General features: G+C 43.2%; 23 protein-coding genes. 7 read left to right on the top strand and 16 right to left on the bottom strand.

Annotated features, from left to right (window positions below; translation table 11 throughout):
* Positions 1–2 precede the first annotated feature (2 nt).
* The 12 genes from F0228_RS08080 to F0228_RS08025 form a co-directional block, all read right to left on the bottom strand.
* Positions 3–968, bottom strand: coding sequence for a type II secretion system F family protein (locus tag F0228_RS08080; RefSeq protein ID WP_061032544.1), 966 nt, complete (start codon positions 966–968; stop codon positions 3–5).
* Between the two features lie 9 nt (positions 969–977).
* A complete protein-coding gene (locus F0228_RS08075) occupies positions 978–2,429 on the bottom strand; it encodes a CpaF family protein (RefSeq protein ID WP_061032543.1) in 1,452 nt (483 codons plus the stop codon).
* Between the two features lie 33 nt (positions 2,430–2,462).
* The gene (locus tag F0228_RS08070) at positions 2,463–3,677 is read right to left on the bottom strand and encodes an AAA family ATPase (RefSeq protein WP_061032542.1); all 1,215 of its coding nucleotides are present in this window, start codon (positions 3,675–3,677) and stop codon (positions 2,463–2,465) included.
* Positions 3,678–3,693: 16 nt separating this feature from the next.
* Positions 3,694–4,188: a TadE/TadG family type IV pilus assembly protein gene (locus tag F0228_RS08065; protein ID WP_061032541.1), complete on the bottom strand. Its 495-nt coding sequence runs from the start codon at positions 4,186–4,188 to the stop codon at positions 3,694–3,696.
* Complete coding sequence (locus F0228_RS08060; RefSeq protein WP_061032540.1) at positions 4,188–4,616, bottom strand: TadE/TadG family type IV pilus assembly protein; 429 nt, start codon at positions 4,614–4,616, stop codon at positions 4,188–4,190. Before F0228_RS08060 ends, F0228_RS08065 begins: the two co-directional genes overlap by 1 nt.
* Positions 4,617–4,618: 2 nt before the next feature.
* Positions 4,619–5,887, bottom strand: a complete 1,269-nt coding sequence (locus F0228_RS08055) for a Tad domain-containing protein (RefSeq protein WP_061032539.1) — start codon at positions 5,885–5,887, stop codon at positions 4,619–4,621.
* 16 nt (positions 5,888–5,903) lie between these two features.
* Complete coding sequence (locus tag F0228_RS08050; protein WP_061032538.1) at positions 5,904–6,176, bottom strand: hypothetical protein; 273 nt, start codon at positions 6,174–6,176, stop codon at positions 5,904–5,906.
* Complete coding sequence (locus F0228_RS08045) at positions 6,166–7,620, bottom strand: type II and III secretion system protein family protein (RefSeq protein WP_061032537.1); 1,455 nt, start codon at positions 7,618–7,620, stop codon at positions 6,166–6,168. The genes F0228_RS08050 and F0228_RS08045 overlap by 11 nt, the downstream gene beginning before the upstream one ends.
* A gap of 8 nt (positions 7,621–7,628) precedes the next feature.
* Positions 7,629–8,378, bottom strand: a complete 750-nt coding sequence (gene cpaB, locus F0228_RS08040) for a Flp pilus assembly protein CpaB (protein WP_061032536.1) — start codon at positions 8,376–8,378, stop codon at positions 7,629–7,631.
* Positions 8,379–8,381: 3 nt separating this feature from the next.
* On the bottom strand, positions 8,382–9,719 hold the full coding sequence (locus F0228_RS08035) for a hypothetical protein (protein WP_061032535.1): 1,338 nt from the start codon (positions 9,717–9,719) through the stop codon (positions 8,382–8,384).
* 38 nt (positions 9,720–9,757) lie between these two features.
* Positions 9,758–10,288, bottom strand: coding sequence for an A24 family peptidase (locus tag F0228_RS08030; RefSeq protein WP_061032534.1), 531 nt, complete (start codon positions 10,286–10,288; stop codon positions 9,758–9,760).
* A 173-nt stretch (positions 10,289–10,461) separates the two neighbouring features.
* Positions 10,462–10,635, bottom strand: coding sequence for a hypothetical protein (locus F0228_RS08025; protein WP_061032533.1), 174 nt, complete (start codon positions 10,633–10,635; stop codon positions 10,462–10,464).
* Between the two features lie 193 nt (positions 10,636–10,828).
* Between F0228_RS08025 and F0228_RS08020 the strand changes: the two genes are divergently transcribed.
* The 3 genes from F0228_RS08020 to F0228_RS08010 all read left to right on the top strand — a co-directional run bounded on the left by F0228_RS08020 (position 10,829) and on the right by F0228_RS08010 (position 14,588).
* A complete protein-coding gene (locus F0228_RS08020; RefSeq protein ID WP_105057542.1) occupies positions 10,829–11,572 on the top strand; it encodes an AraC family transcriptional regulator in 744 nt (247 codons plus the stop codon).
* An 83-nt stretch (positions 11,573–11,655) separates the two neighbouring features.
* Positions 11,656–13,344: an AMP-binding protein gene (locus F0228_RS08015; RefSeq protein ID WP_061032531.1), complete on the top strand. Its 1,689-nt coding sequence runs from the start codon at positions 11,656–11,658 to the stop codon at positions 13,342–13,344.
* Between the two features lie 338 nt (positions 13,345–13,682).
* A complete protein-coding gene (locus F0228_RS08010; protein WP_061032529.1) occupies positions 13,683–14,588 on the top strand; it encodes a LysR substrate-binding domain-containing protein in 906 nt (301 codons plus the stop codon).
* Between the two features lie 147 nt (positions 14,589–14,735).
* On the opposite strand, the gene F0228_RS08005 is transcribed toward F0228_RS08010, so the two are convergent.
* Complete coding sequence (locus F0228_RS08005) at positions 14,736–14,942, bottom strand: DUF1127 domain-containing protein (RefSeq protein WP_017063291.1); 207 nt, start codon at positions 14,940–14,942, stop codon at positions 14,736–14,738.
* 103 nt (positions 14,943–15,045) lie between these two features.
* On the opposite strand from F0228_RS08005, the gene F0228_RS08000 reads away from it, so the two are divergent.
* Both F0228_RS08000 and F0228_RS07995 read left to right on the top strand, forming a co-directional pair.
* Positions 15,046–16,002 (top strand): LysR substrate-binding domain-containing protein, encoded by a 957-nt coding sequence (locus tag F0228_RS08000; RefSeq protein ID WP_061032528.1) that lies wholly within the window; start codon positions 15,046–15,048, stop codon positions 16,000–16,002.
* 39 nt (positions 16,003–16,041) lie between these two features.
* A complete protein-coding gene (locus F0228_RS07995; RefSeq protein WP_171731258.1) occupies positions 16,042–16,254 on the top strand; it encodes a VF530 family protein in 213 nt (70 codons plus the stop codon).
* Between the two features lie 222 nt (positions 16,255–16,476).
* Here F0228_RS07995 and fusA read toward each other — a convergent pair whose 3' ends face one another.
* Both fusA and radA read right to left on the bottom strand, forming a co-directional pair.
* Positions 16,477–18,567 carry an elongation factor G gene (gene fusA, locus F0228_RS07990; RefSeq protein WP_008218763.1) on the bottom strand — a complete coding sequence of 697 codons (2,091 nt, stop codon included), beginning with the start codon at positions 18,565–18,567 and terminating at the stop codon, positions 16,477–16,479.
* Between the two features lie 234 nt (positions 18,568–18,801).
* Complete coding sequence (radA, locus tag F0228_RS07985) at positions 18,802–20,181, bottom strand: DNA repair protein RadA (RefSeq protein ID WP_171731257.1); 1,380 nt, start codon at positions 20,179–20,181, stop codon at positions 18,802–18,804.
* 161 nt (positions 20,182–20,342) lie between these two features.
* Between radA and F0228_RS07980 the strand changes: the two genes are divergently transcribed.
* On the top strand, positions 20,343–22,691 hold the full coding sequence (locus tag F0228_RS07980) for a PilZ domain-containing protein (RefSeq protein WP_171731256.1): 2,349 nt from the start codon (positions 20,343–20,345) through the stop codon (positions 22,689–22,691).
* A 110-nt stretch (positions 22,692–22,801) separates the two neighbouring features.
* Here the strand turns inward: F0228_RS07980 and serB are convergent, their stop codons facing one another.
* Positions 22,802–23,782 (bottom strand): phosphoserine phosphatase, encoded by a 981-nt coding sequence (gene serB, locus F0228_RS07975; RefSeq protein ID WP_105057548.1) that lies wholly within the window; start codon positions 23,780–23,782, stop codon positions 22,802–22,804.
* A gap of 109 nt (positions 23,783–23,891) precedes the next feature.
* Here serB and F0228_RS07970 point away from each other — a divergent pair, with 109 nt between their 5' ends.
* Positions 23,892–24,503 carry a YtjB family periplasmic protein gene (locus F0228_RS07970; protein ID WP_080566560.1) on the top strand — a complete coding sequence of 204 codons (612 nt, stop codon included), beginning with the start codon at positions 23,892–23,894 and terminating at the stop codon, positions 24,501–24,503.
* The last annotated feature ends 151 nt before the right edge of the window (positions 24,504–24,654 follow it).

The following is a 24,654-nucleotide window of genomic DNA, read 5'->3' as shown; positions in this document are numbered from 1 at the left end:
GCTTATATCTCTATGCTAATGATCTTTTTGATCCATAAGGCTCCGACAGCCAACAGCACTATACCCACACTAACCATTGATAGACCTCGGGGATCTTGGTAAAGCGGTTCTATGTATTCTGGGCTGGCAACTCTTAAAGCAAAAAACAACCCAAATGGAGATAGTGTTAATATCCATGCCGATAATCGACTTTCAGCCGAGAGCGTCTTCACTTTTCTTTCTAACTTAAAGCGAGCTCTGAGTACTTCAGATACTTTTTGGAGGTTCTCAGACAAGTTACCCCCAGTCTCTTTTTGCAACATCACGGCACTAGAGAAAGCCAACATAGAAACCGTTGGTACACGTTCAGCCATCTGTAAAATAGCCAGGCGCAAGTCATAACCGTAGTTAAGCAGGTTATACGTGTTCTTAAACTCAGTGCCTATCGGATCTGGTAGCTCTTCACCCACTTCATTAAAAGACTGCACAAGAGGCTGCCCAGCTTGTAATGCTCGGCGAATGATGTCTAAAGCTTCTGGGAGTTGCTCTTCAAATCGAGCCATTCGATAAGTCACTCGATTCTGCACATATAGGTAAGCGATAACCCAAACAAGGATGAAGGCTGCGACACAGATAAACCACACTTGATTTGTCATGATGGCTATCAATGTCAGCGCAAGCCCGCAAAGAGTCACAGTCGACAGAAAGCGACTTAACGCGACTCTAATACCTGCCAACTCCAACATTTTTTTCAAGCTAGCAAAATAAGGAACCACAATGAGCTTACGATCGATGGGGGATAAGTCTTTGTTATAATGCTCTTTTAACAAAGACAAACTCTCTTCATCAATATTACGCTGCGTCTCTTTTAAGCGACGAGATAACTCTTTATGCTTTGCTTTTTTCCCCGCAGCAGGTAGCAATAGTGCTTGGGAGATAAAAAGTACCGCGATAAACAATAGTGCTAATGAAACACTTACGTTATCCATAATCTCTCCTTAACTGTGAGTTTCAGTAAAGAGTTCGAAAGGCAGGTCAAGACCACGTTTAACTAGTTGGTCGTGATACTGAGGCACCACACCCGTTGCGGTGTAGTAACCGAGGATATTGCCCTCTTCATCAATACCTTTACGTTGGAATCGGAAAATTTCCGACATCGTAATTACCTCACCTTCCATGCCGTTGATTTCCTGAATACTCACCATACGGCGTTTACCATCTTCTTGACGTTCCATTTGAACGACTAAGTGGATAGCTGAAGCAATTTGAGCTCTTAAGTTTTTGGTTGAGATATTCCAACCAGCCATAGAAAACATGTTTTCTACACGGCTTAAGGCGTCACGAGGGGTGTTGGCATGGATTGTCGCGAGAGAGCCGTCATGGCCAGTATTCATCGCAGCTAACATATCAACCGCTTCGCTACCACGAACCTCACCAACCACGATTCTATCGGGTCGCATACGTAGGGTGTTTTTCACGAGTTCCCGCTGACTTATCTCCCCTTTACCTTCTAGGTTTGCAGGGCGAGTCTCTAAACGAATAACATGAGGTTGTTGAAGTTGAAGCTCCGCAGAGTCCTCTATTGTAATGATTCGCTGGTCACGTGGAATAAAGCCGGAGAAGATATTTAACGTGGTCGTTTTTCCCGAACCAGTACCACCTGAAATCAATATGTTGAGTTCACCTTTAACCGCAGCTTCAACAAATTTAGCCATTTGCGGCGAAACTGAGTTGTAGTCAATCAGGTTATCCATCGTTAAACGATCAACCGCAAAGCGACGAATAGAAACAGAAGGGCCATCAAGCGCAAGAGGAGGGATAATTGCATTCACACGAGATCCATCAACTAAACGGGCATCTACCATAGGTGATGCTTCATCGATTCGGCGACCAACCTGGCTTACGATACGGTCAATGATATTTCTTAAATGGCGATCATCAAGAAAAGTATACGGCGTCTTTTCAAGCTTACCTCTTCGCTCGACATAAACGCTCTTAGGACCATTCACCAAGATATCTGAAACGGTTTGGTCAGCGAGTAAAGGCTCCAACGGCCCAAGACCAAACACCTCATCTTCTATCTGCTTTATAACCCGCTTTCGCCCTTCAGCACTCAGCGCATGACTACCATCGTCAGCCATCAACTGTAAAATGGCTTCATGCAAGTCAACCTTAGCCCGCTCTTTTTCCAAACTTGAAAGTAATCCTAAATCTAGGGTCTCAAGCAGTTGCTTATGAAAAAAGTGTTTGATTGATAACTCTTGCTCTAACACTTTTCGAGCTTCATCAATCGCTTTTTCCTTTTCTACATTCGCTTCAGAACTGCGAGATTGACTAGACGTATCAACACTGGATAAACGCTCAACAGGGTTGGTATCTTCTGAGTCATGCGAAATCTGTTCTACTCTTTTTTCAAACTCTGGATTTACATTTTTTCGTTTAAAGAACATCACAATCCCTCGTGTTCACTATTCATCTACCCGTTATGAAAACCACTTTTTCAACCAGCCTTTTTCTTCTTGCTCTGGTGGTGAAAGAACGTGAGACAAATCGATGATAGAACGAGTAATTGAGCTTTTCTTTCTCGACTGAACTAACGGCTGCCCCAAGTTGGCACTCTCTAGTGCCACTTTAAAGTCATTAGGCATCAAGTGGATATCGTGGTTACCCACCGCCTGCTCAATGTCCTTTAACTTAATAGAATGTCGTTTTTCGTAACGGTTAAGGATCACCTCTATTGCGTCGCTTTGTAAGCCGTACTCAAACTTCAGAGACTTAATTAATCTACTTGTGTTTTTTACTGACACTAAACTCTGCTGTAAAACCAGAAGCACTTTCGTTGCTGGTGATATAGCAGATGCAAATACATGATCTAACCCTCTAGATAGGTCGATCACCACATAAGGGTAAAAACGGCGCAATATAGGCAGCAGCCTGCCTATTTTTTGTGCCTGCTCGAAATCATCAGCATTGTTTTCATGCTTAAAGCTTAGAACATGAAGACCAGATTCATGTTTATTGACCAAAGTACCTAAGGAGATTTCATCCAGGTCATTCGCGCTATTTATTGCATCAGAAACGCTGTAGGTAGGAATAATATTTAAGTAATCAGGAATTACTCCAAATTGGAGATCAATATCGAGCAAAAGCACTTCATTAGGATGCTGACTGGCCATCTCAATAGCGGTATTCAAAGCCAGAGTTGTCGCCCCCATCCCCCCTTTCGTATTCAAAAACAAAATAAACTCACCATAGTTCGAGTTCTCAAGTTTTTCGGCCGCTGTTTTTTTTAACAGAGGGAGTAAATCAGAGAGCATGACATTGTGCGACAAGAAGTCTGATGCTCCCAAGCGAAGTGCTATCTTTAACGCCCCATTATCACTTTCATCTCCCAGCACAACCAAAGATAGGTTCTCGTCCTCAAGCGACAGATCATACCCTTGCAGTTCAACCATTTTTTGAGCCCAATTTCCATTGGCCTCGACAAAAATGAGTTCTGGAACATCAGCACTTTTTAGGTATTCCTCGCTCATTGCCGAGAGTGAAAAAGCCGTCACATGTACGTTTCGGCATTTCTTCAATTCGTGGCTCATATGCGAATGAAAAGCCTCAGTATTGTATATTAACCAGACCTTTAAATTAGTTCTCAAACGCGTAATGTCACCCTCATTAGGCGTCATTTGAATTGCTTCCCCCATACATCAAACTCCTGTACTAGATAACTTCGGGACATCGATTCTTAATGTCAGAATCTGCCCTAACAACCCCTAAACTTTCAGCCGGTAAAATTGTTTCGAATGCAGGGGCAGCAAGAAACCCATTGTTACCTAAGAAACTTAGGTTACTAATCAACTGAATGCCGTAGCCAGTCGCTCTGGCACGTACAAACTTAATATCATCGAAGTTATCTTCGAAATCTGATGCTATCTCCCCTCCACTCGCATCAAGGTAAGCCACCTCTAAATTAGCACCAGAAAACCCAACCAGCGGGATCTCATCCACCACCATTGCACCAATATTATCTCTATCTAAGACATAGCATACTGTCGCCAGTCTAGCCGCCTTCCTTGTCGCTTCACTGACCATTTGTAGTGAAAATATATAAGCACCAAATGCCAAGATTAAAAAAATCAAAAGAAAAATCAGCCATGACACTAATGTAAATTCAACGATGGCAAGTCCTTTAATACGCCCTTTTAGCCTTTTCATCACAGCACCCTCATAACCGAAGTCACACTTAATGGAATGGCAAAGCTCTCCGACGAAAAGGGAATAGACAAGAAATGTGGAACATAATCATAGGTAACACTTACTCGCACATAGCTATCACCAGATGGCTGAGTGACAGTGACATCTGCTGTCGTCAATGAAGAGAGTACCGCCGTGCCCACACTATTTTGACCATAGACCACTACATTCTGAATTTCTGACGTAGGGGCTATTGTGCCGCCAACAGTCCCATACACTTCACTAACCGCATAACGCGCTCCATTTTGCACTGACTTTGAAATGACATTGTAATGAATCAATATATTTCCGAATTCAAGCACCAATACCATAAAGAACAATAATACGGGTGTGGCCAGTACCACCTCGATAGCTGCAAAACCGCTTTGTCGTTTTCTCAACAGTTTCATAATCAAGACTCCCCACTATCAGGGTCCTTATACAAAACAATCCTATAAGTCCCTTCTGTTGTAGAGGTCGTACTACCCGCCCCACCTGTCACACTGCAGGAGTGAATAAATTCACCAAATACGGCAGGAGTACCTGAATTATTTGTCGGTGCTTTTTGCAACAAAAAGAAGCAACCAATTTTGTTCACTGTAAAGTCAGTGGTACCACCGCTTTTACCTGAACAATCCACCATAGGTATGGCTAAAATACGACGCCATGCGACACCATTAGACGCACAACCACTACCACCACTAGCAATACATGCATTGGTATCAGCTTCATATTGTGCGTAACTGTAAGTGCCATCAAAATCGATCTCACCTGTACTCGCATCAATTGTTATTTCGTCTGTAGGTTCCGTTGTTACATAATCTGAAGGGTAATCGGAGGCTGATAAACCGCCGCCATAATCACCAAAACGAGTATTTAGACCATCACCAGTCGGACCTACCGTGCCACCCGGCTTCGTTGTAATGTCTTCGCCAATTTTAACCGGATAATCATAACTGCCGCCTAAACCTTCTTTCACCGTTTTACCACCAGATCCAAAATCAAGAAGGTGGTAATTACCATTCCCCATTTCAGATAAGCTCTTGTCGCCGACCTTTAACGCATGAACGGTGCCAACTTCATAACCAAAAACACTGGTTATTTCCTCACCAGTCACATCATGGTACCCATCTTCTGGTGAGACATCATTATCCGACGTGCCATCACCAATACACACACCAATTGGCACAACATTATTAACAACGACCTGACCAGAACTAGGGCCAGCAACCGCACTCGCCGAAACGGTTTTTTCTAGTCCAAACATTTGAATGAAAAACTCATCCATATCCAAGGAATCGACACGAACACGCACATAGACATCATCATCTGCACCGAACGTTGCTGTTCCTGTAAAATCCTTAGGATCATTTGAATAATCAATGTTTACAGAAGCCGTACTAAAATCAAATTCATGATTACCTGTGGCGGCTGCCATAGCATTTAATGCGGTGCCAACCTCTGCATCTACGGCATCTTTATCCTTACTATTGTCTAAAATAGTTGCGGCAGCTAGCGCAGCAGAATCGACTGCATTTTGTAACCGCGTTTTATTCACAACCATATGGTTGATATCGACAGCTAACGCTGAGACAGCTAAAAAAACCAACAAAGCGGCTGTAATCATGACTACGACTAAGCCTTGCTGCTTTTTGGGGCTTTGTGATACTCGATACAACATGTGAGTACCTCCAGATTTAGTTAAACTCTTCTAGGATCTGGCTACTACTGCTTCCGGACAGATCATTTTCACCTCTGCCAACATATCGGTCGTAACCAGCCTGCATCCGCTCCCCTGTACCGTCCGGTACTTCGAGTAGATTCTCTTGGGTCGCATTAGGGTTATATGTTTGTTCTGTTTTCACTAGTGCTACTGAATGCCCCAAACGGGCATCATTAGCACAGCCAACTAGCACCATCACGAGAAAGACCATCATTATTCTAATCATATCTATCTCCTTATAAATCATGACCAAATGAGCCTTCACTACCGCCGTCGGTTGGCGATACGGCCTGTGCTGATTGAGATTGCTCTGAAGTGGATTCAGACGGTTCAGCAATGTAAGCGCTTCGGCCTAACAAATAATATTCCAAGTCATTAGGGTCGACGAAAGCATCTGTTGGTAATGTCACTTTCGTGCGGTCGATTGGCTTGGCAAGCCTTGGAGTCACAAGAATAACCAGTTCGGTTTCGCCAGATACATACTCTTGGCTGTTGAAAAGCTGCCCTAAAATCGGCACATCACCAAAGCCTGGCATCTTGTTGCTGATATCTCTCACATTCTCACTCAGTAAACCTGCAATACCGATAGTCTGGCCATCTGCTAACTCAAGTGTTGAAGATGCACTACGACGCGTAATAGGTGGAATGAAGTAAGTCGCGTTGGTAGTACCAGGATCAATCGTTAGCGAGCTACTATTCGCAATTTCACTCACATCAACAGCCAAGTTCAGGTTGATTTTTTTATCACTAAGAACCGTTGGGATGAATTTCAGCCCTACACCATATTCTTTGTATTCAATGGTGATGCCGTCTTCATCAGGCACAGGGATTGGGAACTCACCGCCCGCTAAAAATTCAGCTTTTGAACCACTTAACGCGGTTAGATTCGGCTCAGCCAAAACTTTGGCTACACCATTCTGCTTTGCAACATCCAGAGCAAAGGTAAACAATGTATTGCTATCGATAAAAGAACCTAAAATCCCATAATCTGTTGAGGTGGGAATATCAAAAATCGGCGTTGCACCCAATACACCAGCAGGCACAGAAGACGCTCCCCATGAAAAATCAGAACCACTGGTTTGGAAGAAATGGAAGTTAGCATCGAATTTTCGAACTAAGCTTCTTTGCACTTCAGCGACAGTGACCTCTAGCATGACTTGCTGAGCACCACCAATCGACATTAAGTTGATGACCCCAGTCGCCGCAGCTTGCTCACTACCACTCTCTTTTGACTCATCTGCGGTTTGCCCGGAGGAGTAAGTTTCTGCAATTCTCATCGCGACATTCATCTGCTGTTGGTTGCTCACCTGACCGCTCAGCAGCAAACGGTTTTGCGCACTATGTACCTCAATCGTTTCATCAGGAAGGAACTCATATAACTTAGCCTTTAAACTATTAAGATCATGAGTAACCTCAATATTGATAGACTCAATCAACTGCCCTCGAGCGTCCCAAGCCATTAGGTTGGTAGCACCTAATTTATTACCTATCAAAAATAACTCGTTAGATTTAAGCATCACAATATCAAGGACATCAGGGTCACCAAGTGACACCTTGCTAGCCTTACCCGATAAAACGACATGCGTTGATTTGTGATGAGGAACCGTGACGGTTTTCCCAGTTTGAAGAGCGGCAAAGCTCAATGTAGAAAAACAAACTAGGCTCAAAACACACGTTAATATTATTTTCATATCTCACCTCAATCCTTGACGCGAACACTAGATGCTTGAGTACCTTTGATGATGGTTACACTTGGTCTAGGTACATATCGACGAGCCACTTTTTTCTCGACTTCGTGTGGGTTTCTCAAAGTTAGTTGAATACTCCCCTTACTCTTTGCCGTCAGTAATTTTTCAGCATCTTGAGGGGAAACCTCTAACGTCACAGCTCTCACGATAATCGGACTGTTTTCTTTCGTTTTAGCTGTTTGGTCTACAGCCAAGACCTTAATGTCTTTCAATACTGTTCGAGTCGACGCTGAATTTTGGCTATAAGAAACGGTGTTAAGAATATCGACCTTATTCCCAGGTAATAGGAACCCAGCGACACCTATGACGTCATCAACTCGGATCGTTACCGCTCTCTTATTCTCAGGGATCAATGCCGCTAATGTTGAACCTTCACCAGGAACAGTAAAACGCATTTTGTGGAGAACCTCTCCGGCATAAATGGTATTTGCAACCACCTTGCCAACGAGTTCTGAAACATCGGAGTAGTTATTCTCGTTAATCCAATCGACTTCCATTAACTTCGTGGTTAGGAACTGCTCTTCAATTATCGTTCCAGCTTCAATCTCTTGTGAGGCCACAACTACTGGATGACGCTCCACAGTTTCAACTTCGACTGTTGGCTGTACTTGATTTTCCATCCATTGTTTAGCGAAAAAAACAGCAGCTAAACCAAATACTACGGACAGTAAAAATAGTAGGAAAACTTGACTCTTATTCATGTGTTATTCCTCATGTCCATCAGAGGTAAAATAAACTTCCCAAGCCATGGAAAGAATATCGAATGTGATAACAGGCGGGAGTTGCTCGAACGAAAGAATATCTTTACTTATACCTACCAGATCTTTCGGCAAGCAGGGGAAAAATGGCACTTTGTATAAAGTGTGCATTTGGGATAAACGCTCAAAGAAACCGTCTTGAAGTTCAACCTCTTTCTCTGCGGCAACATTCATCCACAACGCTTCGTAATCACGCTGCATAAGAGGCTTAAATTCAATTTTGTAACCTAAACGACGCAAAAATGCGGGATCACTGATTTTCTTTGGATTTAAGTTGGTAGAGAAGGCAAGAGTTAAAACAAACGGCATCGTAATTTGCTGACCGTTGGGCAGCGATAGATAATCAAAAGCATACTCCATCGGCACTATCCATCGATTCAACAATGTGTCTACAGGCATAGGTTGACGGCCAAGATCGTCTATCACGAAAATTCCATTGTTTGCCATCATCTGTACCGGGGCTAACCAGACTCGACTGTTTTCTGAGTGATTCACCTCAAGCATATCCATGGTGAGCTCACCACCGACCTGGATATTCGGTCTCTCACAGTTAAGCCAGCGCTTATCGTATTGATCTTTTAGCGAGATAGCTTTGGTACTGCCGTTTCTATCTAAAGGTTTATGGTGTTGTGCAGAGAAAACCTTGATAATATTGCCAAGCGCATAGACGGCATAAGGAATAAACACCGAAGTGTGCAAAGCGTTGACAATACGGCTAGCAACAAAGGTTTTACCAGTACCAGCATGCCCATATAACAAAAGGGCTCGCCCTGAGTTTATTGCCGGCCCTAGGACGGAAATCATTTTATCGATGCCATAGACATCACTTAACGCCGCCTCGACATGTGGACGAGTCACGAGCTCAGCCCTAAGGTCTTGCTGCTTGACCACCTCACTATATTGCTCAAGAGAAACTGGGGCTGGACCTAAATAAGCATCACGCTTGAAAGCTAAATCGGCTTCTTCTAGCCCTTTCTCTGAGAGAGAGTAACGAACGTGACTATGTGATGCAGATGAGAGAGAAAGATCTGAGGTAGGTTGAAAAACCTCAATTAGAGATTTTTTCCTCAATACCGCCAAAGCACTTTCCACAATATGAGTCACAACACATATATGGTTGGAAAGTTCTAAAACGTCCGATTTAGGGTATGCAGACAAATGCTTAAGTACGAGATTTTCAATCACGACTTCAGGAATTCCCAACGTATCAAGTGATGTTGGGACAACAGGAGCTGATATTTGCGGTTTTAATGTTGTTGAAGCCGTATGCCCTATAATATCCATTATATTATTCCTCTCCACAAAGCTTACCAACAACAGCTTTAATTAAAATAGCTATACATCGCTAATCCTATGACAACAGAGGGGGCAAAAGGCATTGTCACTTTATTTAAGTATCGATTATGAAAATTAGTACGCTCATCTTTGACTGGTGAAACACCACTCAATAAAATAAGTTTATTTTGGAAATAACCTTTAATGCTGACACTACTTGAGTTAGCGTAGTTATAAAGTAAATAAAAGGATCCGATCATCCCAGAAGCAAGTAAGATAAAGTACGATGCATCAAGTATTTGTCCCCACCCAAGATACATTCCAACAACGCCCAATAACTTCACATCACCTGCAGACATTGCTCTCATAAAATACAAAAGCAAACCAAACCCAAAAAGTACTGCAAACCCTGCTAATGAAGACAAGAAAAAGCCCAACGTATAATTGCTATCAAACATTGACAAAAAATAAACAAACAAAAGAAGTATCAATATTTTATTAGGTATACGATGCTTTTCAACATCGTATACCGAAACTGCAATTAGCAGTGCCCAAAAAGCAGAAGGCTCATTAATCATATGTTCTATTTATACACTCGATATAATGCTCTGAAACTTACTAAGTAAGGCTGTTGCCATCCCAGAGAAAACTAACCCAACAGCAAGGACAAGCGAGGCCGCACCAATCACGTATTCGACCGTAGTTAACCCCGATTGCCGTCTCAGTTTATTATTGTTCATAGCTTCAACCACTAACCTACATTGGCAACAATAGCGTTTAATTTATTTGCCAGAGTATTACCTAGGCCAGAAAATACAGTTGTTAAGCCTAAAACCAATAATGCTGCACCGATTACATACTCGATTACAGTCAACCCTTCTTCATCTTTCATGAATTCTTTGCAATTATTCAAAAACTTACCCATGACAACCTCTCCTTGATTTTCATAACAGGCTTCGTTTACCTGTAAAGTAAATCTAGAGGTGAGTCACACATTCGGTTAGGATTTTTTTGCCATTTACTTGCACTTTTTTGTTGTACTTCTAATCTCTGTAATAATTTCCTTATTTCTGAATTTTCACATCTGGCCATTTATATATGATACAGGTTTAGTAGAAATGAAATTAATAACACCACTGCTATCAGATATAGATAGCGAGTTTAATTCAATTATTATAAATAAAGTTAGTCGTTACTTCCCTGTGGAAAATTTTCAACAAGATATATCAGTTATCAGTAACTTAGATGTAAGAATTGTATTTTTCATTTTAAATAGAGAAAGTGAAATTCAATTACTTACCATGGCATTATCTATTTGTGAAAACCTAAACAAGCGGATAGTTTTAATTTCACCATTTGAGATACCTAATATCATTCGAAATCATAAGAATATATTTTTCATTATAGAAACGAGTAACAATCATCTGACCAGTGCCTTCGAAGAACTAAAGAGTAAAACACAGCATATCTTTGACCCTCACTTCGATCTTGACCGAAAAACGAATAACAACAACCAGCTGTCAGCAAAGCTGTTCACGTCTGAAGTCGTAAACTTTGTAATGGATAATATTAACAAGGAGATAAGAGAAACGGAGATTGCAGAGAAATGTCACTGTTCCACCACCTACTTTTCTAAGAAGTTTCATCTACACTTTGGGGTAAGCTTTCGTGACTTCGTGTGTGATAAACGAATCTTATTAGCCAAGAAGCTAATCGAGGCCGATACCGAATCAAAAATAGCGGTTATCTCTTATCAATGTGGATACAAGGATGTGTCATATTTCTCAAGAATCTTCAAGAAAAGAACTGGCGTAACGCCTGCAAGTTACAGACGAGCCTGCATGGATAACAGAAAACGCTAATTTTACTCCCTAAAAGAAAAAATCATGGTACATTTAACATGATTTTAACAAAAATAACTTAGCGAAAAACATGGAGTTAGACAATGATTCAGCCTAACGAGTTTAGCCAAGAACAAGCAACAGCTCTCCCTACACCTAATGATATGATTCTTAAATGGGCAGAAGAACGTCCAAATGAGGTCTATTTAAAACAAATTATTAACCGCCAGTTTGTCGAGTTCACGTACAAAGAAGTGGCTGATAAAGCACTAAAACTGGCGTCTGCACTAGAGGCACTCGGTGCCGAGCCCGGCGATCGAGTCGCGCTTATTTCTAAAAACTGTGCGGAATGGTTTATCTGTGATCTTGCCATGATGTTAGGAGATTTTGTCAGCGTCCCAATTTTTCCTACCGCAGGTGCAGATACCATCCAATACTGTATCGAGCACAGTGAAAGTAAAATTGTGATTGCAGGTAAACTGGATGACCCTAAGGCAACACAACAAGTACTAGATGACAACACAAGTTTGATTAGTATCTCGCTACCCTACGATACCGCGCCAAAGTGCCAACATACATTTGAACAGCTCATCGAAGCACATGAACCAACCACCAAACGTCCTCAGCATTACGATGATAAGCTTATGTCTCTTGTTTACACATCGGGGACTTCTGGCCTACCAAAAGGCGCAATGCTCACATACGGTGCCTTTACGTGGTCAGTTCAGAGACTGATCGATCATATCGGTATCCAAAAAGATGACCGTCTGTTCTCTTACCTACCACTGGCTCATATTACAGAGCGAGTCTACATCTTTGGTTCTTCAGTCATGGGCGGGGTGGTAACGGCGTTCCCAGAATCTTTAGACACCTTCATTGATGATGTGAAGATGCAGCGTCCTACTCTGTTTATTTCTGTCCCTCGTTTATGGACCCTGTTCCAACAGCGCATCCAAGATAAGCTGCCGCAGAAAAAACTGAACATTCTGCTGAAGATCCCGTTCATTAATAACATCATTAAGAAGAAGCTTGCTGATGGCTTAGGCCTAGATCAAGCTCGCGTTCTAGGCTGTGGCTCCGCACCAGTATCACCAGCGCTACTTGCATGGTATGAAAGCGTTGGTTTACACATTACCGAAGCGTGGGGGATGACTGAGTCTTTTGCTTACAGCACATTAAATTATCCGTTCAGAGCAGATAAGATTGGTACCGTTGGTAATGCTGGTCCTGGCATTGAACTTAAGATTGCCGAAGATGAAGAGATTTTAGTTCGTGGTAAAGGCCTATTCTCTGGTTACTACAAAAATGACATTGCAACGCAAGAGTCATTTAATTCTGAAGGCTGGCTGCACACCGGTGATATTGGTGATATTGATAGCGAAGGCTACCTCACCATTCGAGGGCGTAAAAAAGACACCTTTAAAACTGCGAAAGGTAAGTTTGTCGCGCCAGTGCCAATCGAGAACAAACTCTTTGAGTACAGCCGCGTAGAGATGATGTGTCTGATTGGCCTTGGCTTACCTGGTCCAATTCTGCTTGTTGTCCCACATGACTTCCCTAACTTTGATCGCGCTCGCTACGAGAGAACCACTAAACGAGTGATCGAGAGAATGAATGAGAAGCTCGCGTCTCATGAGAAGATCAAGGGCGTACTGATGATTAAAGAACCATGGAGTATTGAAAATGGTGTGTTAACACCAACACTCAAGATCAAACGCCATGTACTAGAGCAGAAGTACCATGAAGCCGGTCATAACTGGCCGAAAGATAAATTGGTGGTTTGGGAAGAATAATTAAAATCGAAAGGGAGCCATTATGGCTCCTTTTTTGTAAGCTCACATTATAAGTACTTAGTATAATCCGCAGCATCACTACTCTCGTAATCTAAGCCGACATCCTTTCTCATTCGATGACTTAACGATTCCAAGCAAACAACTTGTCTAGATTTATTCGGCTTCCTCACCTTAGTATTATCATTGATTTTAAGTACCTGAGTAACAAATATACCGACCCAGCAGGTTATTGCTTTCATGTTCTCTCTCTTGTATTCCCTGTTTATTTATCGCTATTATGAAAACAACCTGTTCGATAATCGAACAACCATTATTAACAAGAACTATAAGCTGAGATTATGGACAATAGACTGCGTCACCTTTCAGGTCTCCGTTACTTTGAAGTTGCGGCTCGCTTGAGCAATTACAGCAAAGCTGCTGAAGAGCTGTTCGTCACTCAAGCAGCCGTCAGCCAGAAGATTCGACAGTTAGAAGAACAGATTGGATGTAAGCTCTTTATTCGTAAGGGGCGTGCAATGACTTTGACGCATGAAGGGCACACACTTTTTAGACATGTCTCTGATGGATTTCAAGAGGTTCTGCTGGGGTTAAACAAGATCCAATCAGAACCTATTCAAGGGCTGCTTGTTGTTAGAACTCCCCCTTCTTTTGCTTCTCGTTGGTTACTGCCTAGGCTGTGGAAGTTCTCGGTAAAGCACCCAGAAATCCCAATTAAGGTGCTAACAGGGTCTGATACCCCAAATTTAAAGCATGGTGAGATTGATGTGGCTATTCTGCAGGGCGAAGATCTATGCGTTGAAGAAGGCTTGACTCTAGAGATGCTAATCAACGAACCGGTTTACCCTTTTTGTTCTCCTGAACTCGCAAACTCTTTGAACTTCACATCACCGGAACAACTCCTCAAATGTTGGCTGATTCAGTTTGATAGCGGTTGTTTCCCGTGGGAGGAATGGTTTAGGCAAGCAAACATATCGACTCAAAGCAGCGCCATTCAGTGGATGGAGGTCGGTACCTTTGATATGGGGTTAACCACGGTCATGGCGGGGCATGGGGTTTGCTTGGCAACAGACAGCTTAGCTGGTGACTTCATCGAACGCGGCTTGCTAGTGAAACCTTTTGATATTGGCATGACACCTGGTGTTCAAGTAAACCTGTGCTTTGATCCTAACTCCCCGAGAGAAGAGCGTATTACTGCGTTCACCAATTGGTTGCATGAAGAAGTAAACGAGCTATTGGAAAATTAGATCTCACCTACTAATTACTTAAACAAGGAATAGGCTTAAATAAACCATAAACCTAACTCAACATAGAACGGTAACGTAAACCTCTCGACACCGACAAAACTATGTTGAGTTAAAGCAACATCGAGTTAAAAGCTACGTTGCCTTGAATCACTCCCAAAATGACTTCTTCAGTTCTTTCTCGACTTGTTCCGACGTAATACCGATATCTCTCAGTAAATAATCGGGTAGCTCAGACAGTTGCTTTCTGGTTCTACGATTTTGAAAGTACAGGCTTAATTTAGAATAGAATTTCTTAATTGATAATGATGACAAAAATGAATGGTTGGTATTTGCTGTTGCTGTGATCGTATTCATAGCCTTTCTCCTGTTGATCTTTTGCTTTGTTATAGTTAATAATCAACCAACAGAGCAACGTCGACAAACGATAGATACTGGCACTCAGTTAAGGAAAACTAATGTGAGAGAGCGTACCCCACCATTCCAAGGGATCTACTACTTCTATATCGCAGCCGACAAAGGTAGCTTTAAGCTCGCTGCAGAAACCCTGTTTGTTACAGCCGCAGCAGTCAGCCAACAAATTCGCCAACTTGAAGAGTGGTTAGGCGCAGATCTGTTTATTCGCCAACACCGAAAAATAGTCTTAACTCATGAAGGCGAAGTACTGTACCTACAAGCGAAAAAAGGCTTTGCTCACCTTCAAGATGGCGTAAGAAGAATCAACCAAGACCCTAACCCTAATCAGTTATCAATTTCGACCGTCCCATCTTTTGCCCAGCATTGGTTAGTGCCAAGGATTGGGGATTTCAGAGAGCGACATCCAGACCTTTCTATGTTGATTGAGCCGACCAACAAGCTGATCACCTTTGAGGATTCAAGTATTGATATCTGTATACGCTACGGGCACGGTAACTACCCAAACTTAGAGTCGCGCTGGCTAATGGATGAGGTGTTATATCCTGTTTGTCATCCGCTCTATCAGGAGAAGTATGGAATATACAGTGTCGAGGACCTGCACAAAGCCGAGCTAATTGAAGACCGATGGCCCGATATGGATTGGTCAATATGGCTTAATGAAGTAGGCGTTGAAGGCGGTCACACCACGTTGCAGTTTGATGGCTCTCACTTTGTACTAGAAGGTGCACTCTCTGTTCAAGGAGTCGCCTTAGTCAAACACAGCTTAGTGTATCGATACCTGCAAGAAGGGAAGCTAGTTAGAATTGGTAATACAGCGCTAAGACCAAAATACAACTATTTCTTATGTGCGCCGCCTGGATACTTTCATCGCGACAAGATTCAACGCTTCTCCAAATGGATAGAAACGCAGGTCAGTGAGTTTGGTAACAAAGGAAGGGAAATGCTCAACATCGTCGATACCGACTTCTCATTGAAATGGTCGGGAAACTCCGATGGCTAAACTGATATACTGAGAGCAAATAAATGACGAGTAAATCTCATGACACAAGCAAATAACCCACTTCACGGCATCACACTGCAAAAACTGCTAACAGAATTGGTTGAACATTACGGTTGGGAAGAGTTGAGCTACATGGTAAATATCAACTGCTTCAAAAAGGACCCAAGCATCAAATCGAGCTTAAAGTTTCTGCGCAAAACAGAATGGGCACGAAGTAAAGTAGAGCAAATCTACATTGATTTAAAGCGTTAGCCTCCCCCCGCTGTATCAGTCCCGTATTGCTGAATACGGGATTCCCCCTGTGTCTACTTTTTAGGGGCCACATCGTATCTCGTATCTCGTATCTCGTATCTCGTATCTCGTATCTCGTATCTCGTATCTCGTATCTCGTATCTCGTATTATGATTCCCATAAAACAAAAGCCCCGCAAGCTTTCACTTGCGGGGCTTTCTAGTTAATTTAGAAAAGAGCTAATTACTTACCAGCTTCTTTGTCTGCTTTAACTTTAGCGATTACTTCGTCTGCCACGTTTGTTGGACATGGAGAGTACTGTAGGAATTCCATAGAGAATTGACCACGGCCTGAAGTAATAGTACGTAGGTGACCGATGTAACCAAACATTTCTGATAGTGGTACGTCAGCTTTGATACGTACGCCAGTAGCGCCAGCTTGTTGATCTTTGATCATGCCACGACGACGGTTAAGGTCACCGATTACATCACCGACGTGATCTTCTGGAGTGAATACGTCAACGTTCATGATTGGCTCAAGAAGTTGTGCACCCGCTTTAGGCATAGATTGACGGAATGCGCCTTTCGCTGCGATTTCAAATGCGATTGCAGATGAGTCAACTGCGTGGAAGCCACCGTCGAATAGTTCTACTTCAACATCTAGAGTTGGGAAGCCAGCAAGAACACCGTTTTCCATCATAGATGCGAAACCTTTCTCAACTGCAGGCCAGAATTCCTTAGGAACGTTACCGCCAACAACTGAAGAAGAGAACGTAAAGCCAGAACCTGCTTCGCCTGGTTTGATACGGTAATCGATCTTACCGAATTGACCAGAACCACCAGATTGCTTCTTGTGCGTGTAGCTATCTTCAACAGCTTTCGTGATTGTTTCACGGTAAGCTACTTGAGGAGCACCTACTACAAGGTCAACGCCGTATGTACGCTTAAGGATATCTACCTTGATGTCTAGGTGAAGTTCACCCATACCTTTCAGGATAGTTTCGCCAGTTTCTTCGTCAGTCTCAACTTGGAAAGATGGATCTTCTGCAACCATTTTACCGATCGCGATACCCATTTTCTCAGAACCGCCTTTATCTTTTGGAGATACAGCGATAGAGATTACTGGAGTTGGGAAGATCATTGGCTCAAGAGTACATTCGTGCTTCTGATCACATAGAGTGTGACCAGTTTGAACGTTCTTCATACCTACAACAGCGATGATGTCACCAGCTTGTGCAGATGTAAGTTCGTTACGCTCATCAGCTTGCATCTCAACCATACGGCCGATACGCTCAGTTTTACCTGTTGCTGAGTTAAGAATTGTATCACCCTTCTTCATTACACCAGAGTAGATACGGATGAACGTTAGAGCACCGAAACGGTCGTCCATGATCTTAAATGCTAGAGCACGTAGAGGCTCATCTACAGATACTGTTGCAACTTCACCAGTTGGTTCGCCAGTCTCTTTATCAGTTAGAGGCTGAGGATCAACTTCAGTTGGAGCTGGTAGGTAATCTACTACAGCGTCAAGGATAAGTTGCATACCTTTGTTCTTGAATGCAGAACCACAGAACGTAGGGAAGAATGCGATATCACGAGTACCTTTACGGATACAACGCTTGATGTCTTCGATAGAAGGCTCTTCACCTTCCATGTAAGCTTCCATTAGGTCATCGTCTTGCTCTACAGCAGTTTCGATTAGCTCTTCACGGTATTGCTCAACGTCATCAACCATGTCCGCAGGAACATCTTTGATTTCGTAGTTTTCAGGAAGACCAGTGTCATCCCAAACGTATGCTTTACGGCTTAGTAGGTCTACAACACCAACGAATTCATCTTCGCGGCCGATTGGTAGAACCATTACTAGCGGAGTAGCGCCTAGAACGTTCTTAACTTGGTCAACAACGCGGTAGAAGTCAGCACCCATACGGTCTAGTTTGTTAACGAAGATCAGACGAGATACTTCTGATTCGTTAGCGTAGCGCCAGTTAGTTTCTGATTGAGGTTCAACACCACCAGAACCACAGAATACACCGATACCGCCATCAAGTACTTTAAGAGAACGGTATACTTCAACTGTGAAGTCAACGTGTCCAGGAGTATCGATAACGTTTAGACGGTGATCATTCCAGAAACAGCTTACAGCTGCTGATTGGATAGTAATACCGCGCTCAGCTTCCTGTTCCATGAAGTCAGTCGTTGATTCGCCGTCATGTACTTCACCAGTCTTGTGGATTTGACCAGTTAGCTTAAGGATACGCTCAGTGGTAGTTGTTTTACCCGCATCAACGTGCGCGAAAATACCAATGTTTCTGTATTTCGATAAATCTGCCATTGTCTTACTCTGTTAATAGGATATAAAATGCGCGCAGAGTATATCACAATCTGTGAAGACTGATAGCTTTGCATGCATTTGGGACTAAAAAACTTTGCCTTTTCCTAACATTTAGAAAAAGGCACGCTGTAGAAACAATCTAAATGATTGTTAATTATAGTGCTAACCCAAAGCCCAATCGGGGTTAAAGTTAGACTGAATTGCTGCTGTATAGATTAGCTGAAGTGAGTTCAATTACAACTCATCAAAAGCATTAATTGCCTCTGATAGTTTTTTCACTCCGTGGATTTGCATTCCTGGAATACCACCTTTCGGCATATTAGCTGCAGGAACAATTGCTTTCTTAAAGCCGTGTTTAAATGCTTCATTCAAGCGTTCTTGCCCACTAGGTACAGGACGAATCTCACCCGCTAGGCCTACTTCACCAAAAACCACCACATCTTTAGGTAATGCACGGTCTCTGAAACTAGAAAGTAATGCCATGACTAATGCAAGATCAGCACTAGTTTCGGTTACTTTAACACCACCGACGACATTCACAAACACATCTTGGTCAGCCATTTGTAAGCCGCCGTGTTTATGCAGCACCGCAAGTAACAAGGAAAGACGGTTCTGCTCAAGACCAACCGCGACTCGCCGAGGGTTTGCCAACTGGGAGTAATCCACCAACGCTTGGATCTCAACAAGCAGTGGTCGGGTACCTTCCCATACCACCATCACTGAACTGCCTGACGTTTCTTCTTCACCACGAGACAAGAATATAGCCGATGGGTTGCTGACTTCTTTTAGGCCTTGACCAGTCATAGCAAACACACCCAGCTCATTCACCGCACCAAAACGGTTTTTGTGGCTGCGCAGCGTTCTGAAACGGCTATCTGTTCCGCCATCTAACAACACTGAACAGTCAATAATATGCTCAAGCACTTTAGGGCCCGCCAGCGTGCCATCTTTAGTTACGTGTCCAACGAGAAAGATTGCTACATTATTCTGCTTAGCAAAACGAGTCAGTGCAGTGGCTGACTCACGAACCTGAGCCACACTGCCTGGTGAAGATTGAACATCAGCGACATGCATTACTTGGATCGAGTCGATAACCATGATCTTAGGTTGTTCTTTTTCAGCAACCTGACAAATCTTGTCCACGTTCGTTTCTGAGAGCATCTTAAGGTGTTCTTTAGGCAAACCAAGACGTGATGCACGCATCGCGACCTGCTGCAAAGATTCTTCGCCCGTGACATAAAGGGTCGGAAGTTGCGAAGAGAGCAGACACATGGTTTGTAACAATAGTGTCGATTTACCCGCCCCTGGGTTACCACCAATAAGGATCGCAGCACCCGGTACAACACCGCCACCAAGCACGCGGTCGAGCTCTTTAAAGCCACTACTAAAACGAGGCACTTCCTGCAGGTCGATTTCTGACAGTGTTTGAACCGAAGACTCTGTTGCGCTACCAGCATAGCCACTCAATCGTTCATTGCGCGCTACCTGAGGTGAAGCGGCTAACCTAACTTCTGTAATTGTGTTCCAAGCACCACACGCATTGCACTGTCCTTGCCAACGTGGGAAGTCAGCCCCACAGTCATTACACACATAAGCTCGCTTTGCCTTAGCCATAAAACCTCAATAATTTACCCAGTTACACAATGATGTTGTCAATTTGTGACTTATTTGACCGTACGGGTGCAAATAAACGTTGCAGTCATACCACTTATATTTAAAGATCGATTTAAACTAGTCGATAACATAAATGTACCTTCCATTCTAACAAGAAAAGTATGCAGCAATCTGAAATTCTATCTATAGCAGAGCGTCTTATCCCGGCTTATCATGCCGAAGATTTCGAATTCCTTCTTTCTCAAATGACAGAAGGCGAATCACCGTCTCTGAAGCTGCTCGTTAAAATGGAACTGAATCGTATCATGGCTCCATGTACAAAGAGCATTGATTTACGCGGACGTATCGATAATGAGTGTCGTCAGTTCACACTCGATGGCCGTAAACACTGGCTCGACGACATCGCGTTAAATGCCTATCAGCGCGGCACAAAAAAATTCAAAGGCTACACCGAAGGCGCTTGGGAGTTAGTGATGACTCCAAGAACTCAACCTCTGCGTAGTGTTGTTAATAGTGCTTCTCAAAACACCCAAGACATCACCAGTGCCAACAGCCCTTATGAAGCTGAAGCCATTAACCTAGGTTATGACTTAAAGCGTCAAGAGAACCGACTCAAGATAAGCTCACAAGTTGAGGTCACCACTTCAAAAGGACAAAGCCTACACGGTGTCACGGTCGATATCTCTCCTTCAGGCGCAAAATTCAAAGTACCAAGCGTCTTTCGCTATAACCTAGGTGAAATCATCAGCGTTAAGTTTACCGAGCTGGTTGAGAAGTCACTCGAAACCGATGTAAACCAAGCAGTAGAATTTCGTGTGCTCGGGATTGATGAATCCTATGAAAATGACGCGGTTAAATTCCTAAGAACCATCAAGGTAAGCGACAACAATATTGTGGCGCGTTTACTTGATGAGTCTTTAAATAGCACAAGCAAGAAAACCAGCCACGAAAATCAAGATAGAGTTATTCGAACCCGCACTCGAGGTATCGAGCACACCTATCTAAAACACACTTGTAACCTTCCTCTGTTCTTTAGTGGCAGTGAACTCAAGCTTGCACTGCTTACAGATAACAACCATCCGCTATGGCAATACTGGCACGACGAGCGAAACCAACAGGCACTAGGAACTCTGTTCAACGAACAGCGCATGAACTTACTGGCGAAGCCCGGTGTGAAAGGCACCAGCAACGTCATCTATTCGTTTACTCATGAACATCAAAATAAGACGCTGTTCTATTCGATGATGTTACCTGAAGCGACTCGTGAACAAAGACAACTGTTCTGGCACATTGGTGGTAAGCGTAAAAGCTGGAAGGCGTTCAAATTCTCTGTATTCGAATTATCAGAAACGGAGCGACAAGCTTTAGCCAAACATTCAGACACGCTAGCGCAAAGCTCAGCACAACTGACGCATTGCGGTATATTGCAAGAGATTGGCGATCACGAGAGTGCTGCGGATTACTTATTGAGTGAAAAGCCACGCATTCCAAGCAGTGAACTGAACCGCTTCCGTCACCCACGCACTGTGGTTGGTAACATTCAAAGTATCTATTTTGACTCTCAGACCCGTCGTAAAGAACCGAGATACCAATTTAAGTCACCGTTGCGACTTACCTCACAAGATGGCGCAGCGGCAAACGGCCACACCTTAGATATCTCGAAACGTGGGTTGAGCATTACTCTTGAACAGCCAATGGTCCTCAAGATCAATGATCCGGTGATCGTGAACTTTAATGAGCTACAGCTTTACGATAAGAATCTGCCATTAAGCACAGTGCCTTATCACGTGATTCGTGTGAGTCCCAATGGCCGAAATGTCCAATTAGTGATAGCTGAAAACGCTAAGACAATGCGTACTATCGCGTTCCTGAATGGGCTTATCGATCAAAACCAAAGCAAGCTAATTAAGAAGAGAGAGATACTGCCAACGAACTCCTTACTTGAGTCGCTGCACAATATTTTGTTAAGCAAGATGGTCAGTAGCCCTATCTTTATTGATAAACCAAGTTCAACACTGCGTTGTAAGATCATTGGTGTGAATTTCCCACTCAATAAACACCTGACTTTACTGGCGAAACTTGGACACAACCAAAAGTTCTCACTGGAGCCTATATTTAAAGGCCACACCAATTCGCTGCTGGCTGAGCCCCTCAAGAGAATCGAGGGTGCAGAGCCTAAACACCACGACGTCTATATCGCTGCGGTGAAGTTCGGCGACAAGATCCAATCAGTACATACAAAGTTGGTGAAAGACTTTACCTCGGCAAAAGAAAGAATCTTATTCATTAAGAAAGCGCAGCACTTAGGTGATGTGTATGTACTTCGCGTTACGACCGCGCCAATCTTCAATCCATTGACCACCTTATTCCAATCGGATTTAGAAGAGCTTGCTCGTATCAGCATGCACCAAGCGAAGAAGCTAGAAAACGAGATCACCGCGTTTATCGGTTATGGTGAGATAGAAGATATTACCGATGAAGTGTTGATCCGATTGGAGCTAACGCGTTAGTCATAATACTCCATCATCTCTAGGTACAATAAAAAAGAAAAGCAGGCTCAGTGCCTGCTTTTGTGTCTTTGTAATATCACACGATTAAATAATCATGCTGTTGTGAACCTTTACGGTTTCGCCTGCCAGCTGATTTTTTGTTGCTTAGCCAACGCGCCAGACAGGATACACAATACCCCACCTAAGCCAGCATAACGCACAGCAGTTTGAGCTTGTTGCTCGACTTTTGGTTTTGCATGGAAGGCAATACCTAAACCAGCAGCGCCCATCATCACCAAGTCATTCGCGCCATCACCAACAGCAACCGTGTTATGTAGCTCCAACTCATACTCTTCAGCCAGTTCGACTAAGATATCGGCTTTGGTTTGCGCCGAAACTACATCACCCAACACTTCCCCTGTCAATTTACCCTTAACGATTTCTAAAGTATTCGACTGGGCATGATCTAAGTCTAGCGTGTCTTTTAAGTAATCAGAGAAGTAAGTAAAGCCACCCGATGCGATAGCGGTTTTCCAACCCAGTTTGTTAAGCGTATTCACCAGTCCAACTAAGTCTGGCATGAAAGGCAGTGATTGGCGCACTTGCTCTAGAATCGACTCATCCGCACCTTTCAGTGCTCCGACTCGTTGACGCAGGCTCTGTTCGAAATCTAACTCTCCTTGCATAGCACGCTCTGTAATTTCAGAGACTAACTCTCCTACTCCAGCGAGCTTGGCTATTTCATCGATACACTCGATTTGAATCGCTGTGGAATCCATATCCATTACGATCAAACCCGGCTTAGATAAGTCTGGAACTTCGCTAAGGCAAGCATAATCAAGCTTCAAAGCCTGGAGGATTTCTTCATGTGCAGGCGTTAGGTTGCCAGACATCAATGCCACTTCGTAATGGCCAACTTTCCACGTATCTAAAACGGTGTTGTAAATGCCAGTGAAAAAGTCGATGTCATCGAAAGATTGCGGTGATAGGTACTCGCCAAATACAATCCAGTTAGCTTTGGCTTTAGCGAGTTGAGAAGCGAAACGAGTCTCGGGGAGTCGAGTTAATAATGTAGTATGCCTTTTTATCGGCAGATATTTCTGAGCGTCCATGTGTATGATTCCTAATTAACTATGCTAAACGTTAACCTATTGCAATTTGAAAACGCAAGTCTCAATATGTCTTAATCATAACATTTGTTTATTTCAGGCCCCGTGAAACATGAATGAATCATTGTTCTCAATACGTAACGCTTTGCGAATGTTAGCCCTCATTTTGTTGGCTACTATGTTCGTCGTTACGATTAAAAATACGGTCGTGATCAGTAAGGGTAACGAGAAGATCCAAGCGAAACAGCTCGAGACACTTACCAAGCTGCTTATCTCTCAAGCTTCCCTTTCAGCCAGCAAAATGATCGCACAACAAGACCAAGAGCGACTGCTTGATCTGACCAATCAGCTATCTCAAGATCGACTGGTGTTCGATACCACCATCTATGATGCAGAAGGCATTCGACTGGCTTCGAGCGAAAAGGCGCTGTCAGTACGTGAGGTACTCGGCTTAGATACGCCACTTTCAACCGCGAGTATCGGTAGGCAACAACTCGTTGAACCCATTTACTCGAAAGAAAACACCATCATCGGTTTTATCCGCGTCACCTTTGAGACAGGTAAAATGACAGCGATATCGGATCACCACTACCGCAAAAGTGATCGCTACATGATCGGTATGGTATTAATGGGCTTCGTCAGTGGTGTGCTGTTTATTATGTTGATTCGTAGAAGACCAACCAAGTCAGGCGAGAACTTACTTCTGAAGAACGTAAATTCATAAATAGCGCAATTACGTTATCCAATAAAAAGCCCCGACGCTCAGGCAGCAATGAACTGACCCCCAATAGTTGGACACCAATTATTGGGGGTCTTTTTATGTCCAAATATAGCCGAGAGCTAAAATGTATCATTGCTAAGCAATATTTAGATGG

This window comes from Vibrio sp. 99K-1 (assembly GCF_013114585.1).
GTDB lineage: Bacteria > Pseudomonadota > Gammaproteobacteria > Enterobacterales > Vibrionaceae > Vibrio > Vibrio chagasii_B.
This window is presented reverse-complemented; position numbering and strand designations above follow the sequence as displayed.

Excerpts from the sequence above, each read along its gene's own strand:
- F0228_RS08080 (WP_061032544.1), bottom strand. The coding sequence starts at position 968 with ATGGATAACGTAAGTGTTTCATTAGCACTATTGTTTATCGCGGTACTT.
- F0228_RS08075 (WP_061032543.1), bottom strand. The coding sequence starts at position 2,429 with ATGTTCTTTAAACGAAAAAATGTAAATCCAGAGTTTGAAAAAAGAGTA.
- F0228_RS08070 (WP_061032542.1), bottom strand. The coding sequence starts at position 3,677 with ATGGGGGAAGCAATTCAAATGACGCCTAATGAGGGTGACATTACGCGT.
- F0228_RS08065 (WP_061032541.1), bottom strand. The coding sequence starts at position 4,188 with ATGAAAAGGCTAAAAGGGCGTATTAAAGGACTTGCCATCGTTGAATTT.
- F0228_RS08060 (WP_061032540.1), bottom strand. The coding sequence starts at position 4,616 with ATGAAACTGTTGAGAAAACGACAAAGCGGTTTTGCAGCTATCGAGGTG.
- F0228_RS08055 (WP_061032539.1), bottom strand. The coding sequence starts at position 5,887 with ATGTTGTATCGAGTATCACAAAGCCCCAAAAAGCAGCAAGGCTTAGTC.
- F0228_RS08050 (WP_061032538.1), bottom strand. The coding sequence starts at position 6,176 with ATGATTTATAAGGAGATAGATATGATTAGAATAATGATGGTCTTTCTC.
- F0228_RS08045 (WP_061032537.1), bottom strand. The coding sequence starts at position 7,620 with ATGAAAATAATATTAACGTGTGTTTTGAGCCTAGTTTGTTTTTCTACA.
- cpaB (WP_061032536.1), bottom strand. The coding sequence starts at position 8,378 with ATGAATAAGAGTCAAGTTTTCCTACTATTTTTACTGTCCGTAGTATTT.
- F0228_RS08035 (WP_061032535.1), bottom strand. The coding sequence starts at position 9,719 with ATGGATATTATAGGGCATACGGCTTCAACAACATTAAAACCGCAAATA.
- F0228_RS08030 (WP_061032534.1), bottom strand. The coding sequence starts at position 10,288 with ATGATTAATGAGCCTTCTGCTTTTTGGGCACTGCTAATTGCAGTTTCG.
- F0228_RS08025 (WP_061032533.1), bottom strand. The coding sequence starts at position 10,635 with ATGGGTAAGTTTTTGAATAATTGCAAAGAATTCATGAAAGATGAAGAA.
- F0228_RS08020 (WP_105057542.1), top strand. The coding sequence starts at position 10,829 with ATGAAATTAATAACACCACTGCTATCAGATATAGATAGCGAGTTTAAT.
- F0228_RS08015 (WP_061032531.1), top strand. The coding sequence starts at position 11,656 with ATGATTCAGCCTAACGAGTTTAGCCAAGAACAAGCAACAGCTCTCCCT.
- F0228_RS08010 (WP_061032529.1), top strand. The coding sequence starts at position 13,683 with ATGGACAATAGACTGCGTCACCTTTCAGGTCTCCGTTACTTTGAAGTT.
- F0228_RS08005 (WP_017063291.1), bottom strand. The coding sequence starts at position 14,942 with ATGAATACGATCACAGCAACAGCAAATACCAACCATTCATTTTTGTCA.
- F0228_RS07995 (WP_171731258.1), top strand. The coding sequence starts at position 16,042 with ATGACACAAGCAAATAACCCACTTCACGGCATCACACTGCAAAAACTG.
- fusA (WP_008218763.1), bottom strand. The coding sequence starts at position 18,567 with ATGGCAGATTTATCGAAATACAGAAACATTGGTATTTTCGCGCACGTT.
- radA (WP_171731257.1), bottom strand. The coding sequence starts at position 20,181 with ATGGCTAAGGCAAAGCGAGCTTATGTGTGTAATGACTGTGGGGCTGAC.
- F0228_RS07980 (WP_171731256.1), top strand. The coding sequence starts at position 20,343 with ATGCAGCAATCTGAAATTCTATCTATAGCAGAGCGTCTTATCCCGGCT.
- serB (WP_105057548.1), bottom strand. The coding sequence starts at position 23,782 with ATGGACGCTCAGAAATATCTGCCGATAAAAAGGCATACTACATTATTA.
- F0228_RS07970 (WP_080566560.1), top strand. The coding sequence starts at position 23,892 with ATGAATGAATCATTGTTCTCAATACGTAACGCTTTGCGAATGTTAGCC.